Origin of the sequence: Helicobacter anseris (assembly GCF_003364335.1) — a bacterium.
GTDB lineage: Bacteria > Campylobacterota > Campylobacteria > Campylobacterales > Helicobacteraceae > Helicobacter_H > Helicobacter_H anseris.
Genome location: NZ_NXLX01000007.1, coordinates 23,357 through 37,704, shown reverse-complemented (window position 1 = coordinate 37,704; position 14,348 = coordinate 23,357). Strand labels below are relative to the sequence as shown.

The 14,348-nt window shown below is 32.2% G+C and carries 16 protein-coding genes; 1 reads left to right on the top strand and 15 read right to left on the bottom strand.

The window, feature by feature from the left end:
• Positions 1 to 11 precede the first annotated feature (11 nt).
• From CQA57_RS03865 to gltX, 13 genes are all read right to left on the bottom strand, one after another.
• Positions 12 to 878: a P-loop NTPase gene (locus CQA57_RS03865; RefSeq protein ID WP_115578921.1), complete on the bottom strand. Its 867-nt coding sequence runs from the start codon at positions 876 to 878 to the stop codon at positions 12 to 14.
• On the bottom strand, positions 875 to 2,224 hold the full coding sequence (gene flhF, locus CQA57_RS03860; protein ID WP_115578920.1) for a flagellar biosynthesis protein FlhF: 1,350 nt from the start codon (positions 2,222 to 2,224) through the stop codon (positions 875 to 877). Before flhF ends, CQA57_RS03865 begins: the two co-directional genes overlap by 4 nt.
• The gene (gene folK / locus CQA57_RS03855) at positions 2,224 to 2,703 is read right to left on the bottom strand and encodes a 2-amino-4-hydroxy-6-hydroxymethyldihydropteridine diphosphokinase (protein WP_115578919.1); all 480 of its coding nucleotides are present in this window, start codon (positions 2,701 to 2,703) and stop codon (positions 2,224 to 2,226) included. Before folK ends, flhF begins: the two co-directional genes overlap by 1 nt.
• 12 nt (positions 2,704 to 2,715) lie before the next feature.
• Positions 2,716 to 3,741 carry a M24 family metallopeptidase gene (locus CQA57_RS03850; protein WP_115578918.1) on the bottom strand — a complete coding sequence of 342 codons (1,026 nt, stop codon included), beginning with the start codon at positions 3,739 to 3,741 and terminating at the stop codon, positions 2,716 to 2,718.
• Complete coding sequence (aroQ, locus tag CQA57_RS03845) at positions 3,741 to 4,214, bottom strand: type II 3-dehydroquinate dehydratase (RefSeq protein ID WP_115578917.1); 474 nt, start codon at positions 4,212 to 4,214, stop codon at positions 3,741 to 3,743. Before aroQ ends, CQA57_RS03850 begins: the two co-directional genes overlap by 1 nt.
• 64 nt (positions 4,215 to 4,278) lie before the next feature.
• A complete protein-coding gene (locus CQA57_RS03840) occupies positions 4,279 to 4,950 on the bottom strand; it encodes a MotE family protein (protein ID WP_115578916.1) in 672 nt (223 codons plus the stop codon).
• Positions 4,947 to 5,372: a flagellar export protein FliJ gene (locus tag CQA57_RS03835; protein WP_115578915.1), complete on the bottom strand. Its 426-nt coding sequence runs from the start codon at positions 5,370 to 5,372 to the stop codon at positions 4,947 to 4,949. Before CQA57_RS03835 ends, CQA57_RS03840 begins: the two co-directional genes overlap by 4 nt.
• Positions 5,369 to 6,610, bottom strand: a complete 1,242-nt coding sequence (locus CQA57_RS03830) for an adenylosuccinate synthase (protein WP_115578914.1) — start codon at positions 6,608 to 6,610, stop codon at positions 5,369 to 5,371. The genes CQA57_RS03835 and CQA57_RS03830 overlap by 4 nt, the downstream gene beginning before the upstream one ends.
• 1 nt (position 6,611) lies before the next feature.
• Positions 6,612 to 7,457, bottom strand: a complete 846-nt coding sequence (locus tag CQA57_RS03825; protein WP_115578913.1) for an ATP phosphoribosyltransferase regulatory subunit — start codon at positions 7,455 to 7,457, stop codon at positions 6,612 to 6,614.
• Between the two features lie 7 nt (positions 7,458 to 7,464).
• Positions 7,465 to 8,394, bottom strand: coding sequence for a ribose-phosphate pyrophosphokinase (locus CQA57_RS03820; protein ID WP_115578912.1), 930 nt, complete (start codon positions 8,392 to 8,394; stop codon positions 7,465 to 7,467).
• A gap of 47 nt (positions 8,395 to 8,441) precedes the next feature.
• Entirely contained in the window at positions 8,442 to 9,557 is a 1,116-nt protein-coding gene (locus tag CQA57_RS03815) for a hypothetical protein (RefSeq protein ID WP_115578911.1), read from the bottom strand.
• Entirely contained in the window at positions 9,547 to 10,098 is a 552-nt protein-coding gene (locus tag CQA57_RS03810) for a YceI family protein (RefSeq protein WP_115578910.1), read from the bottom strand. Before CQA57_RS03810 ends, CQA57_RS03815 begins: the two co-directional genes overlap by 11 nt.
• A 49-nt stretch (positions 10,099 to 10,147) precedes the next feature.
• A complete protein-coding gene (gene gltX, locus CQA57_RS03805) occupies positions 10,148 to 11,533 on the bottom strand; it encodes a glutamate--tRNA ligase (protein ID WP_115578909.1) in 1,386 nt (461 codons plus the stop codon).
• A 93-nt stretch (positions 11,534 to 11,626) separates the two neighbouring features.
• Here gltX and CQA57_RS03800 point away from each other — a divergent pair, with 93 nt between their 5' ends.
• Positions 11,627 to 12,253, top strand: coding sequence for a trimeric intracellular cation channel family protein (locus CQA57_RS03800; protein WP_115578908.1), 627 nt, complete (start codon positions 11,627 to 11,629; stop codon positions 12,251 to 12,253).
• Here CQA57_RS03800 and CQA57_RS03795 read toward each other — a convergent pair.
• Positions 12,211 to 13,212, bottom strand: coding sequence for a glycosyltransferase family 10 domain-containing protein (locus CQA57_RS03795; protein WP_115578907.1), 1,002 nt, complete (start codon positions 13,210 to 13,212; stop codon positions 12,211 to 12,213). The two genes, CQA57_RS03800 and CQA57_RS03795, sit on opposite strands and share 43 nt — an antisense overlap.
• Positions 13,209 to 14,318, bottom strand: a complete 1,110-nt coding sequence (gene gmd, locus CQA57_RS03790) for a GDP-mannose 4,6-dehydratase (RefSeq protein ID WP_115578906.1) — start codon at positions 14,316 to 14,318, stop codon at positions 13,209 to 13,211. The genes CQA57_RS03795 and gmd overlap by 4 nt, the downstream gene beginning before the upstream one ends.
• Positions 14,319 to 14,348: the final 30 nt, after the last annotated feature.

Sequence of the window (14,348 nt, the reverse complement as noted above, 5' to 3'; positions counted from 1 at the left end):
ATTTCCTTGATTTAAAGATAACTAAGCATCCTTTTTAAGAAACTACCAAAGTTTGCTTTTGGAGTATCAAGCATATTGCGTTCCACTTTTGCTATGAGTTGTTTTGCGACCTCTTCCATATTAAGGCTAAAGGCGTTATAAGGTTCGGTTTTTGTGATGAGTTCCCTATATTTTGTGGAACCTCTAACGGTGTTATTTACAAGGAAATTTCCTAAATAAAAAAGCTTGAGATGTGGCATATTTTTTGAGGCAACATTTTGGATTTTTTGGAAGATATTTAACGCTTCTTGATTTCTTGAAGCCATATTGATAATCATTAAAATCTCATCTTTATTCTTTGAGTTTATTTTGATAGTTGCATAGGCGTCAGTAATTGCTGAGGGATCAGGAGTGGTAATGACAACAATATGATCTGATGCATTTAAAAAAGCCTGTGTAGTTGAACCAATCCCAGCCCCAGTATCTACAATGACATAATCAAAAGCTTCAAATACCACACTCTCATTTGCAAAACTATCTAAAATATTAAACTTATCAGCAAATTTTAATATCTCTTCTCCACTATCACCAGGGATTAAAAAAAGATTTTTATCAATAGGGCAGATGATATCATCAAAACTTGCTTCTCCCTTTAATACATGTAGAATATTTTGTTTGGTGCGAACCCCAAAGATTAAATCCAAATTCGCTAATCCTATATCAGCATCAAATACACCAATCCTATATCCCATTTTTGCAAGAGTATAGGCAAGATTTGCACTAATAGTTGATTTTCCAACACCACCTTTACCACTTGTTATGGCAATGAATTTTGTGGAATGTAGTTTTTTTTCTCCATGAAGCATTTCTTCGAGTTTTGTTGCTTGATTTTCGCTCATTTTCTACCTTTATTTGGATTGTAAAAACCATCAAGAAGACAATCGGCAAGATAATCATTTGATGCTACACATAAATCTGTAGGAACTTCTTGTCCTACAGAAAGATAACTAATTGTTTTTTTTGTTTCATACGCAAGAGAAAATAAATTTCCCAATCCTCTACTCTCATCTAGCTTGCTAAAGATAAAAGAATCTATCTCAAGCTCACTGAAAGATTGATAAATATCTTTTAGATCTTCATATTTTGTTGTTGCTGATAAAACAAGAGCAATATCGATTTTATAGTTGTTTTGGGTAAATCTTTTTAATTGATTGATTTTTTGTTTGTCATGTTGAGAGTGTCCAGCAGTATCTACTAGGATAATATCGCAGTATCTAAGCGTATCAATTTCTTTTAAGAAGTCCTCAGGTTCAATGACTGTTTCAATGCTTATTTTCATTTTTCTTGCATACCAAGTAAGCTGTTCTAATGCACCAATTCTATATGTGTCTAGAGTAATAATTCCTACGCGGTATTTTTTATCTAGAAGTTTGGAATATCTTGCAGCAAGTTTTGCAAGAGTGGTGGTTTTTCCAACACCTGTTGGACCAATAAGCATAATAATTTTTTTATTGCCCATGTCTAGATTTTCATTGCGACAATAAAGCATTTTTCTCAAGATTTCTCTAAAATATCGTTTGATGGTAAGAGAATTTTCTCTCATTTTTAAGGGCATAAGCTCAAGACTTAATTGCATAATTTCATCAAGATGTGCTGAATACATTCCACTATTTTTTGCAATACGATAGATTTCTGCAAATTCTTGAGGAATTTGGATATTGCTAGGAGATTTTTCTTCCCAAAGCATATTTTGTATTAGCTTCATCTTGTCGTTCATTTTGTCAAGTTCGCTTTTTATTGCTTTGAACTCTTTGTTTTCAATTTGTTCTTTTTTGATTTTTTCTTCTTCATTTTTTATCATTTTGTCTTGGAATCTTAGATTCAAGTCATTTGCTTTTTTAGGGTTTTCAAGAGTTTGATTGATTTCTTTAACAGCACTTGATAATTGAATGCTTACTGCATCATCTTCATTTATATTTTCTTTAAAATCTTTAAAATAATCTCTTTGAGAATTTTTTTGATACACTTCATCAAGGCGTCTTTGAATACTATTTTTTGGAAGATTTGGGGTTTGAGGTGCTGTTTCTTCTTCTACAGCAACGATAATTTCATACAATCCGGCCTGATTGATTGTTTTTTTTCGAACTTCTCTAGTTTTTACTACTAATGCATCTTCCCCATGCTTTTCTTGAGCAATTTTCAATGCTTGGGCAGCAGTCTCTCCTCCATAAGTATAGAGTTTCATTATTTGTCCTTTTGTAGATTTTGTAGCATTAGTGGTATTATAACAGATTCTCGTTGTTTCCAATAAGGGTGGGGGATTTTTAAATGTGGATAATTTAGTTTTAATTGATTAAAAAATAAGATATCAATATCAAGTGTTCTTGGTGCATTTTTAAAAATTCTAATTCTTGAGCGCTTAAACTTCCTTTCTAGATAAAAGATTGTGCTAAATATTTCTCTTAAACAAAGTGAGGTTTGCAGTGTTATGGTTGCATTGTAAAAGTCATTTTGATTGTTATATCCAAATGCTGGATTTTTATAGATTGGACTTGAGGCAATGATATGGAATTTTTTATGCCTATTAAACCATAAAAATAGATTCTTAAAAGTTTGTAAGCAATCTCCAATATTTCCACCGATACCCAAAGTAATTAGGTTTTGATATGCTTTTTTAGAGCGTTGAGTGATTGGAAAATATGGAGTAAATAGTATTTTACGCATCAATCTTTGTTGTTAGAGGATTTGAGCTTTGCCATCTTTTATTACAACAAGATCTTCAATGCGTATTCCAAATTCATTTGGTATGTAAATACCAGGTTCGATAGAAAAAACCATCCCATCTTCAATAATATCTTCACTTCTTGGAGAAATAAAGGGTAATTCGTGTATGTCTAAACCAATTCCATGTCCTGTGCTGTGATTGAAGAATTTTCCAAATCCCTTTTGCTCTATTATTTCCCTAGCTAAAGCATCAATTTCTTTTCCACTCATACCACTTTTAATATTTTTTATAGTGTGTTCTTGAGCTTGTAAGACTACATCATAAATTTTTTGAATTTTTGGGTCTTTGAATTTTTGGGTCTTATCAAAATTAAAAGAATGATCAAAAAAAGCTGTTCTTGTTCTATCAGAACAATATCTCTCAAATTTAATACCCGCATCAAAAAGAATCAAATCCTCTTTTTTTAAGATTGTATCAGATGGTAGAGCATGTGGTTTTGCAGCGTTTTGATTGATTCCAATGATGGGATCAAAACTTAACTCAAAATTTCCAAAATCTTGTAAAAAATTTTTTGCATAAAAATGCAGCGTTTTTTCACTCAATGGAGTTTGTTGTTTGCATAAAAAAGAGGCAAAATCATCATAAGCTTTTTGATTGAGTTTTTGTGATTGCTGTATTTTTTGTATTTCATTTTCAGATTTTATGATTCTTAGTTTTTGGTGAAAATTTATTTTTGGTTCTAAAGTAGTTTTAGTAAGAGAGCTAATTTTTTGACAAGAATCAAGACTGATTTGTTTGCTATCAAATATCAATTTATGAGGTTTTAGCTCATTTATAAGATTTATGAGTGCAGTGGTAATATCACTACTTTCAAGAACACGAGTATTGCTATTGCAATTCTCTTGTGCTTCAAGAGTGTATCTTGGATCTGTGATAAAAAAACACTCTTGAGAAATTTTTAGTAACCAAGCATTATCGCAACTATAACCACACTCATAAAACTGAGCATTTTGATTTTGGGTAAGAAAATCAAACATTATTGATTTTTTGCTTGAGCGTCTTTTACTGCTTGAATTTCATTGAGAATTTGTAATACAGAAATTAGAGCAAGATGATATCCAAAAGCCCCAAAACCTGTGATAACGCCAGCACTAGCAGCCCCAGTATAGCTTGTTCTTCTAAATTCTTCTCGTGCAAAAATATTGCTAAGATGGACTTCTACAACAGGAACACCAGCAGAAGCAATAGCATCTGCAATGGCTATTGAGGTATGTGAATAGGCACCAGGATTGATGATTACACCTTGATATTCCCCACCTATACACTCTTGAATCTTATCAATGATTTCTCCTTCAAAATTACTTTGAAAGAAATCAATTTCAACATTATTTTGTTTTGCAAATTCTTGCATATTGGAATGAATTTGATCTAATGTGATTGGTCCGTAGATTCTAGGGTCTCGATGTCCTAAAATATTTAGGTTTGGTCCTTGTATTACTAATATTTTCATGGCTAATCCCTTTCATTTTATTTGTGTTACTATATAATAAAATAACTAATTTTTTAATTAAAATTTAAATCAATGGTTTTGTTTTGTTGTCGTTTGGAATGCTAGGAATATGCTCTTCTTGTTCTTGAGACTCCTCTTTTTTTATTTCTTGTTTTTCTTTTTGGAAAGGAGGACCTTTTTTTAGTGTTTCTGTTAAAAGGGCTGCTTTCTTTGGTTCCATCTTTGCAAGAATTTTTCCTATTTCTTGAGGTTTAAGAAAAAATAAAATATTGGCGGCTTCATTTAAATCTAAATCACTAAGGATTGCAGCAGCTTTGGAATCTTTCATTTTTGCATAAGTTTGCGCAACTTTACTTTCTGTTTCTTCTCGTATTTGTCTTAAAATATTTTCATTTTTAGCAAGTATTTTTTTTACTTTTTCTTCAGATTCTGCTTGCATCTTTTGCATTGCTGTTTCTTTTTCTTGCAATTCTTGTAATTGTTGTTTGACTTGCTCTTCTTTTGTTTTGATTTGTTTTTCTCTTTGATTAAAAAGATCTTCTGAAGCTTTTTGCAAGATCTCTAAAGATTGTTTTTTTTCTTCAAACTCTTGAATTTGTCTAGTGATTTCCTCTTTTTTTGCCTCAAAAATTGCATTACATTGGATGAGTTCAGAAGTCTTTTCTTGAGTTGCTGTATTGGCACCTAGATAAGATAAACATAATGCTATATATAGTATTTTGCTATAACCTTTCATATTTTTTCCTTATTGAGTTCAAATAAAGTAAGAGCAATTTCATCAAGTTGTTTTTCTTGATTCTTTTTTAGTTTTTCTAGTTGTTTTTTTTGTTCTGTATTGTGTAAATAATTGATTTTTTCATATTCTATAAAAGCTTCTTGGTAGAGTTTTTCTAACTGGCTTCTTTCTTGCTTGAGGTGGGAGATTTCAAGATGCATAGAATCTATTTGAAATAAGAAGGCATTTTTATGTTCTTGAAGCATCTTGAAATCTTGAAATGTTCCAGAAGATGGTGTTAGAAATTCTTTCATTTGTATTTGAAATTGTGTAATTTCATCAAGTTTTTGAGAAATTTTGAGATTGATGTGCGCAATTTCCATTTCTTTTTTTTCCAATTCTTGTTTTTTTACTTGAAGCAAGGAATAAAATTGCGTCTTCATAACAAAATAATATCATCTCTTTCTGGCGAGGTTGAGATGATGGAGATTTTAATACCAATAATTTTTTCTAATCCTAAAATATATTCTTGTGCTTGTATTGGTAGTTTGTCAAATTCTCTAATCCCAAGAGTGCTTTTCCAGCCCTTAAAACTTTGATAAATTGGCTTAACATTTTGCATATCACTTGGAATATAATCAAGAATTTTTCCGTTCAGTTCATAATGTGTGCAAACTTTAATTTCATCAAAATCATCTAATACATCAAGTTTCATGAGAGCTAAATCTGTGCATCCATTAAGTCTGCAAGCATATTTTAAAGCAAGTGCATCAATCCAGCCACATCTTCTTTTTCTGCCTGTGGTAGTTCCAAATTCATGTCCTTTTTCACAGATATTTTCTCCAATAACCCCTTTTTCTTCTGTGGGAAATGGGCCATTGCCAACTCTTGTGCAGTAGGCCTTTGCAACACCTATGACTTGTTTGATTTCCCTTGGGGCTATTCCAGTTCCACTACTAGCGCCAGCAGATATGGTAGTAGAACTAGTGACAAATGGATAAGTTCCATGGTCAATATCTAGCATGCTTCCTTGCGCACCTTCTAGGAGAATCTTGGCATGGTTATCAATCGCATCCCAAAGGAGTTTTGTTGTATCGGTGATAAATGGTAATACTAAGGGGCAAAGAGATTGAATTTGTTCAAAAACTTCATGTGGGTGAGGAAGCTTTATCTTATATAAATCTTCCATAAATTGGATTTCTTGGTAATAGTTTTTAAGTTTTTCATAAAATAAATCAAGATTCTTGAGTTCGCCCATTCTAAAACCAGTTCTTGAAACCTTATCGCTATAGGCAGGCCCAATACCTTTTTTTGTTGTGCCTATCGCTTCTTTAGATGCATTTTCTCTTGCAGAATCTAATAATTGGTGGTAGGGAGTAATAATATGTGCGCGGTCACTAATAAAAAATCTTCCAGTGAGATTAGTGTATTGTTGCATTTCTTTAACAAGTGCTTCTAGGGATATGACAACCCCATTGCCAATAATATTTTTGCATTGAGAATATAAAATACCAGAGGGCATAAGGTGTAGGGCATATTTTTGATTATTTACAACAATAGTGTGTCCAGCATTATGACCACCCTGATATCTGACTACATAGTCATAGTTGCTTGCAAGTTTATCTACAATCTTTCCTTTTCCTTCATCACCCCATTGGATTCCAACGATTAAATCAGCCATTTTATTCCTTATTTTGTAGTATATCTATAATGTTATCTGTATAAATACCAAAACCACAAGATGCTTCATTTGTAATTTTATACTTGCCACCGAGTAGTAAAGTGGAGTTATTGATAAAGATTCTAAAGATAATATCATTGTAATAATTAACAGGTGCTTCTTGAATAGTTGTGATAATAATATTGTTATGATTGCATTTTTGAGCAATAGCAAGAAGTTTTTCAAGCTCATTTTTTAGAAAAGCCGGTGCTTGTGGGATGAAATGTTTTAAATCATCAATTGTTTGGATTGCTATGAGTTTTGCTAAAAATTCATATTGCAACAAAGTATTTATCTCTTCAGAGAGGAGGTTTTTGATATCAATCTTTAATTCCTTTGCACATAGCATTGGGATTTTTATATTGGAGAGTTGCAAGATAGATGGAATCTGTAGTTGTGTTATACATTCAATGCCAATTGTGAGAAGATTATCAAATTCTTTAATACTTAGGCATTCTGCACCAATTTGATGGATTTCATTGCTAGGGTAGCTAAAAACTGGTTGAATATAAAACCATTTTTTTGCCCCAGTACTTCTAGCAAGTCTTTTTGTAATGATTCTAATTGTATCTATAGTGCTATCACACCTAAGTGCAATTTGTTGATTATTTTGTGAGGTAATTCTGATAATTTTTCTATCTGAAAAATCTCTTTGATGCTGTAAAAAAGAAAAGGCTGGAGTGAGTATCTCCTCAAAACCATTGTTATAAAATATCTTGCAGATATTGTTTTCAAACTCTCTTTTTAGTTTTGCGCTTTTACCAAAATATACTTTCCCACCCTGAGGTATTTCATGTTCTAATATCATTGCTATCCTAGATAAATAAAGAATTTACGCTTTCATTATAGTGAATTCTACGGATAACTTCAGCAAATAATGGAGCAACACTTAAGACAGTGATTTTAGAGCAAGAATTTTTGAGAGGTATGGAATTGCTTACTACAACTTCATCTAATGCACTTTCTTGGATTCTTTGAATCGCAGGTCCGCTTAATACAGGATGTGTTCCAAGTGCCATAACAGAGTTGGCACCTTTTGATTTTAAGACATTTGCAGCTTTGCACATTGTGCCAGCTGTGTCAATCATATCATCTACTAAAATTACATCTTTACCTTCTACATCACCAATGATATTCATTACTTCGCTTTCATTTGCCTTTTCTCTTTTTTTATCAACGATTACTAAATCTAGATGCAGTTGATCGGCAAAATATCTTGCTCTTGAAACTCCCCCAATATCAGGGCTAGCTATAATAGGATTTTTAAGATTTTTTGATCTAACATAGTCTCTAAAAATAATAGAGCCATAAAGATTGTCAACAGGAATGTCAAAAAATCCCTGGATTTGACCAGCGTGTAAATCCATAGTGATGATACGATTGATTCCTGCGCTTTGAATAAGATTTGCAACAAGTTTTGCAGTGATTGGAACTCTTGGAGCGGCTTTTCTATCCTGTCTAGCATAACCAAAATATGGAATGACCGCATTGATTGAGTTTGCAGAGCTTCTTTTAAAGGCATCTGCCATAATAAGCAATTCCATAAGATTATCATTTGTTGGAGCACAAGTAGGTTGAATGATAAAGATATCCTTGCCACGCACAGATTCTGAAATTTGCACGCTAATTTCACCATCGCTAAAGCGATTTACATTTGCTTTTGATACCACACCATCAAGATGTTTTGCTAATTCCTTGCTAAAATCTATGTGAGCTGTTCCGCTAAAAATCTTAAAACCTTTCATAAGACCCCTTTAAAAAATATAATTATAGAACTTTAAACCTTAAAAAATCATTTTACTTGGAGTGTATTTAGTAGTTTGTGTGTATCTAGATTGAGAGTTAGCATTTGTTGATGGTAAAAGCCTTCTTTGGTAAAATGGAAGATAAAGCTAAAACGACTTGTTAGATATTTATTTTTGTATTCATAATATATCTCAGATCGATCGTAAAGATTGGATTGATAAAATGGAATACCTGCATAGAAATTTTCACCATATTGATTAAAATATTTAAATTGTTTATCTCCAAAATATATGGCATTGTCTATTCCAAAGCCTTTGTATTGCAATTGTGTATCTAATTGCCACCCAATTTGATTGCTAAAGGGATCTAATCCACTAGAAAGGCGTCTTTTTCTTTCCATTGAAGATAGGTTACTAAATTTAATTTGTAATTTTTCAAATTGAGGAGCTAGAGAGGCTAGATTGGTTCCTATAAAAATCTGATAATAGAATCTATCTAGCAGATAGGTGTCAAAATTGTTTCCATCTAGATTTAAGAACTCATCATTTTTAAAATGATAGAGCAAGAAAGAACCTCCTACAAAAAGCTTCTTGTCTAAAAAATTCTTATTAACATACCCTTGTGTTAAGAACTCATCAATGCGCTTTTGTATATTGCCTCCATACCAGTCAAAAATAAACTCTGCCTGCAAATCCATTGTTTTTGGTGCGTATTGAAACATAATACCATTAGTAAGAGGGTTGTAAAATAAAAAATCTTTTCTAAAGAATAAATTTGAATATTCTCCAATCCAATATTTTTTAGAAAAGATTCCAAAATATCCTTTTATATTGTCGTGGGTGAAATCATAAGAGAGGGTGAGGGCAGATTTTGTAGGATAAGATTCTCCCATATTATTGATAAAATACCCACCTATCTTTAAATTTTGATTATAAAAATTGATACCAATTTCTGGAAATAAGCTTGCAGCAAAAAGCGTTCTTGTGGGCCAAATATTTTGTGATTCTTCTGTATTATCAAGTAGGAAATTAAAATCAAAATCATAAATAAATTTTAAGGGAGTTGGTGTAGAAATCTTAGTGTTTTCTTCTTGTGAAAACACTAAGCTAAAAAAGATAAGCCAAGCAAAACAAAAATTGCTTAGATAAAAATTATTTCGCATAAACTTCTAATTGGATAGAAATTTTTACTTCATTGCTCACAATCATATCTCCAGTGCTTGAACCAATATCAAAATCTTTGCGTAAAATTACTCCTTGAATATCTAAAGCCATAAATTCTTTTTTATTCATAGGATTTTGTGCAGGACCATTGACTTCTATATCAAAAACTACAGGTTTTGTGATATTTTTGAAAGTCAAGTTTCCATAGATTTTATTACCCTCATGTTTTGTCATTACAAACTTTGCTTTTGGGAATTTTTTAGAATCAAAAAAATCATTTGCATTAAGATGTGCATCTCTTTTTTGATTTTTTGTATTTATGGAAGCAATGGATATTTCTCCCTCAAGAGCATTTATTGTTTTTGTTTGCGGATCTACATCAACTTTTCCACTAAACTCATCAAAATTCCCATTTACCTTACTTAGACTTAAGTGCTTCACTTCAAAATCTACTGAAGAGTGGGCCAAATCAATATCATATGGTTTTGCAAAAGCTATTGCGCCAAATAAACAAAGCGTCAAGATAATTCTTTTAGTCATTTTAAATCCTTATTTTTAAAGTTAAAGATAACATTGTAAAAATGAAAAGTTAATGGATAGAATCAATCAATTTTTTTATGCGATTTGCACTTTCTTGTTTTTCTAAAACAAAAAGGGTCTCAGCTATCCCTATGCCTCCAGGCTTTCCAAGTAAGGCAAGACGAAGATTTTGCATTAAAGTACCTATCTTAATATTTTTGTTCTCTGTAAAAGAATATAATGTCTCTTGGATTGTTTTTAGAGAATCAAGATTGTGAGATTCTATAAAACATAAAAAATCTTTCAAGATTTCTTTTGTTTGTAGATCGCATTTTGCAAACATTTTACTATCAAATTCCTTGGGTGCTTCAAAGATAGCTTTTATTTGATTGGAAAATTCTAGGAGTGTTTGTGATCGATTTTTGATTTCATTAAATAGCACATCTCTTGTATCTTTTTGAAAATGATGTATGCCAAAATCTTTTAGCAATATTTCAAGTTCTTCATTTGGAGTTTGTTTGATATAGTGTTGATTAAGCCATAGAAATTTTTCTTGATTATAGGAGCTAGGTGAGCTATTTAGATCATTGGCATCAAATTTTTCTAGCATATCTTTAAGATCAAAAATTTCCTCATTTTGGTAGCTCCAGCCAAGTCTTACAAGGAAATTTAAAATTGCTTGTGGAAGATAGCCTGCATCTTTGTATTCCATAACTCCCATAGCGCCGTGTCTTTTGCTTAGTTTGGTACCATCAGGACCTAAAATCATTGGAACGTGATAAAACTTTGGAATTTTAAAACCTAATGCATTATAAACAACAATCTGCTTAGGAGTATTGCTTAGATGATCATCACCTCTAATAACATCAGTTATCCCCATTAGGGCATCATCTATGGCAACAACAAAATTATAAGTGGGACTGCCATCACTTCTTGCGATAATAAAATCATCAACCTCGCTTGCTTGAAAGACCATTTTGCCTTTTACGCCATCTTCAAACTCAATAATACCATTTAATGGTGCTTTGATACGTACAACAGGAGAGATATTTGAAGGAGGAGTGCCCTGAAAATCTCGATAGCGATTGTCGTATCTTGGGGTTTGTTTTTTTGCTTCTTGTTCTTTTCTTAAGCTATCTAATTCTTCTTTGCTCATATAGCAGTAATATGCCTTGTTTTCATCAAGTAATTGTTGGATATATTTTTTATAAATATCAAATCTTTGGGATTGATAGATTACTTCACCATCATATTGTAATCCCACCCAATCAAAAGCCTCAATTATTGCTTTTGTTGCTTCTTGTGAGTTTCTGGCCATATCTGTATCTTCTATTCTTAAACAAAATTTTCCATTTTTTGATTTTGCGTGTAAATAGCTAAAAAGCGCAGTGCGAAGACCGCCTATATGAAGATGTCCTGTGGGAGATGGAGCAAAACGAGTGATAACCTTTGACATAAAAAACCTTTTTAAAGTTGTTTGAGATATTTTTGAGAATTTTAAGAAGTATTTTACTAAAATGGTGAGATTTTAGCAATGGAGTATAAATATATGGAAGCTGGCTTATTGATGCATATCTTGTTTTTTATCGGAATTATTGTGGAATCTATGACAGGTGCTTTGGCTGCTGGAAAATTTAAAATGGATTTGATGGGAGTAATGTTTGTGGCATTGGTTACAGCTATTGGAGGGGGGTCTGTTAGAGATATGCTATTTGATCATCATCCTTTAACTTGGATAAAACATCCAGAATATATTTGGATCATTTTAATAGCAGCTTTGGTAGCCACAAGGATTCCGATGATTATTGTGAAGTTTGAGAGAGTTTTTTTGATTTTAGATGCTTTAGGTTTGGTGGTTTTTAGCATTGTTGGAACAGAAATAGTGATGCAAAATCATAACAATATGACTTTGGCAATTTGTGGAGGGGTGATTACAGGAGTTTTTGGGGGAATTTTAAGAGATATGCTTTGTAATCGCATTCCTTTGATTTTTCAAAAAGAGATTTATGCAAGTGTTGCGATCTTTGCCTCAGGGCTTTATTATGTTTTGATTGTTTTTTTTGATATAAGTGTTGGTATTGCTAGTATAGTGACATTGATTTGTGGAACTGCATTGCGATTGATAGGAATCTACTATAAATTAGGGTTGCCTATTTTTAGTATCGAGGAAAAATAATTTGTTTTATTTTTCTTAAATATTTTGAAATGGGGGGGGGGAATGTAGCTTTTATGTGTGTGAAAGAGTGATTTTTGCCTTTGAGTAAGCACTGCTCTTTTTGCATCCTTATAATTTTGTGAAAAAATATTTTCAAAAAATTTCTCTAATTTGTTTTCATAGTGTTCTATGAGATTTTCTGTCAAAAAGGCTTTTTCTTTTAGGATATGCAGGTATAAATCATCGTTCCTATGCACTTCTTTGATGAAGCTTACCGCTTGATTTGGTGTTCTAAAATTTTGAATATTGATAAAGGACTTGGGATTTATTATCGTATCCCCCCCCCCCTCTTTTAGCATAGGATCTCCCCAATATATTGGCACTGTTTGCGCTCCAAGTGCCTCGATAAGTTTTTCTGTGCAATAGCCATGATAGCTAGAATTTTCAAAAGCTATATTAAATTTATATGATTGGAGAAATTTAAGTTTGTCAGAAATAGGCTCTCCAATGTTATTTTTGTATCTGCCACCGCTTGCAACAAAATCAATCTCTGAAAGCAGGTGGAAAAATTCCTCCCTGATAGAATCCGCATTAGCATTGCTTACAACAAAACTGCAAAATCCTCTTTGTAATAATTTTTTGGTATCTTGAAATAAGTGTTTATTTTGAGCTAGTTTAAGTGCTTTTTGATATTGTTTGATAAAAAATAAGGGAAAGCGTAAATATCTATCTCCAAATTTTAAATGATCAAATCCAAGTGCATAATCATAAAAATTAAAATCAGGAGTGATTGCTTCTCCTGTGAAAAATATTTTTATGCAATCAAATTGAAGGTGTTGATTTCCAAATACACTGCATAATAAAAAATCTGGCGTATCACTTTGAATAATTGTGTAGCGTTTAGATAAAAACTGAATAAAATAATTGTTATAAAAATCGTTATTCCACCAATCAACGATTTTTATTTTGATTGGCATCATTCAAAATATCTCAAAGTATTGTATCCACCTTCTTGTAGATATCTGTCTTTTTGCATTAGTTTTAAATCACTTGCTACCATTTCCTTGATAAGAGAGGCAAGATTGTATTCTGGTATCCATCCCAATTTTGTCTTTGCTTTTGTGGCATCTCCTATAAGTAGCTCTACTTCAGTGGGTCTAAAATATCTAGAATCTACAGCTACTACTTGTTTTCCTATAGGCAGTTGATAATCCCCATTGCAAGATTTCACTATACCAACTTCTGAGATTCCCTCACCAACAAATTCTACTTCAATTCCTAGTTCTTTAAATGCTAAATATACAAATTCTCTAACTTCTGTGGTAATGCCAGTTGCAATTACCCAATCTTCAGCTTTATCTGCTTGTAATATCATCCACATCATTCTGACATAATCTTTCGCATGTCCCCAATCTCTTTTTGCTGAGAGATTGCCTAGATAAAGCGTATCTTGAAGTCCAAGAGCAATTTTTGCAACAGCTCTTGTAATTTTTCTTGTAACAAATGTTTCACCGCGGATAGGACTTTCGTGATTAAATAAGATTCCATTGCTTGCAAAGATATTATAAGCCTCACGATAATTAATCGTAATCCAGTAGGCATAAAGTTTTGCTACAGCATAGGGTGATCTAGGGTAAAAAGGAGTTTTTTCATTTTGAGGAACCTCTTGGACAAGTCCATATAGCTCACTTGTTGATGCTTGATAAATCTTTGTTTTTTGGACAAGATTTAACAATCTTACAGCTTCAAGTATTCTAAGGGTTCCAATGCCATCTGCATTGGCTGTATATTCTGGCGTTTCAAATGATACGGCTACGTGACTCATTGCAGCAAGATTATAGATTTCATCAGGTTGCACTTCTTGAATAATGCGAGTAAGATTCATAGAATCTGTCATATCTCCATAATGGAGAAAAAAGTTCCTATTATCTAAGTGAGGATCTTGATAGAGATGATCGATTCTGTCTGTATTGAACAAAGAGGATCTTCTTTTGATACCATGAACCTCATAGCCTTTTTTTAATAAAAATTCTGCAAGATACGCACCATCTTGCCCCGTAATACCAGTAATAAGCGCAGATTTCATTTATTCTCCTTTAATGTGCGGAATAAAAAT

What these genes read in the sequence shown, in the direction of transcription:
- CQA57_RS03820 (WP_115578912.1), bottom strand. Translation starts at nt 8,394, where the DNA reads ATGAAAGGTTTTAAGATTTTTAGCGGAACAGCTCACATAGATTTTAGC.
- CQA57_RS03810 (WP_115578910.1), bottom strand. Translation starts at nt 10,098, where the DNA reads ATGACTAAAAGAATTATCTTGACGCTTTGTTTATTTGGCGCAATAGCT.
- CQA57_RS03830 (WP_115578914.1), bottom strand. Translation starts at nt 6,610, where the DNA reads ATGGCTGATTTAATCGTTGGAATCCAATGGGGTGATGAAGGAAAAGGA.
- CQA57_RS03840 (WP_115578916.1), bottom strand. Translation starts at nt 4,950, where the DNA reads ATGAAAGGTTATAGCAAAATACTATATATAGCATTATGTTTATCTTAT.
- CQA57_RS03815 (WP_115578911.1), bottom strand. Translation starts at nt 9,557, where the DNA reads ATGCGAAATAATTTTTATCTAAGCAATTTTTGTTTTGCTTGGCTTATC.
- CQA57_RS03850 (WP_115578918.1), bottom strand. Translation starts at nt 3,741, where the DNA reads ATGTTTGATTTTCTTACCCAAAATCAAAATGCTCAGTTTTATGAGTGT.
- folK (WP_115578919.1), bottom strand. Translation starts at nt 2,703, where the DNA reads ATGCGTAAAATACTATTTACTCCATATTTTCCAATCACTCAACGCTCT.
- CQA57_RS03835 (WP_115578915.1), bottom strand. Translation starts at nt 5,372, where the DNA reads ATGAAGACGCAATTTTATTCCTTGCTTCAAGTAAAAAAACAAGAATTG.
- CQA57_RS03865 (WP_115578921.1), bottom strand. Translation starts at nt 878, where the DNA reads ATGAGCGAAAATCAAGCAACAAAACTCGAAGAAATGCTTCATGGAGAA.
- flhF (WP_115578920.1), bottom strand. Translation starts at nt 2,224, where the DNA reads ATGAAACTCTATACTTATGGAGGAGAGACTGCTGCCCAAGCATTGAAA.
- CQA57_RS03795 (WP_115578907.1), bottom strand. Translation starts at nt 13,212, where the DNA reads ATGATGCCAATCAAAATAAAAATCGTTGATTGGTGGAATAACGATTTT.
- CQA57_RS03825 (WP_115578913.1), bottom strand. Translation starts at nt 7,457, where the DNA reads ATGATATTAGAACATGAAATACCTCAGGGTGGGAAAGTATATTTTGGT.
- gltX (WP_115578909.1), bottom strand. Translation starts at nt 11,533, where the DNA reads ATGTCAAAGGTTATCACTCGTTTTGCTCCATCTCCCACAGGACATCTT.
- aroQ (WP_115578917.1), bottom strand. Translation starts at nt 4,214, where the DNA reads ATGAAAATATTAGTAATACAAGGACCAAACCTAAATATTTTAGGACAT.
- CQA57_RS03800 (WP_115578908.1), top strand. Translation starts at nt 11,627, where the DNA reads ATGGAAGCTGGCTTATTGATGCATATCTTGTTTTTTATCGGAATTATT.
- gmd (WP_115578906.1), bottom strand. Translation starts at nt 14,318, where the DNA reads ATGAAATCTGCGCTTATTACTGGTATTACGGGGCAAGATGGTGCGTAT.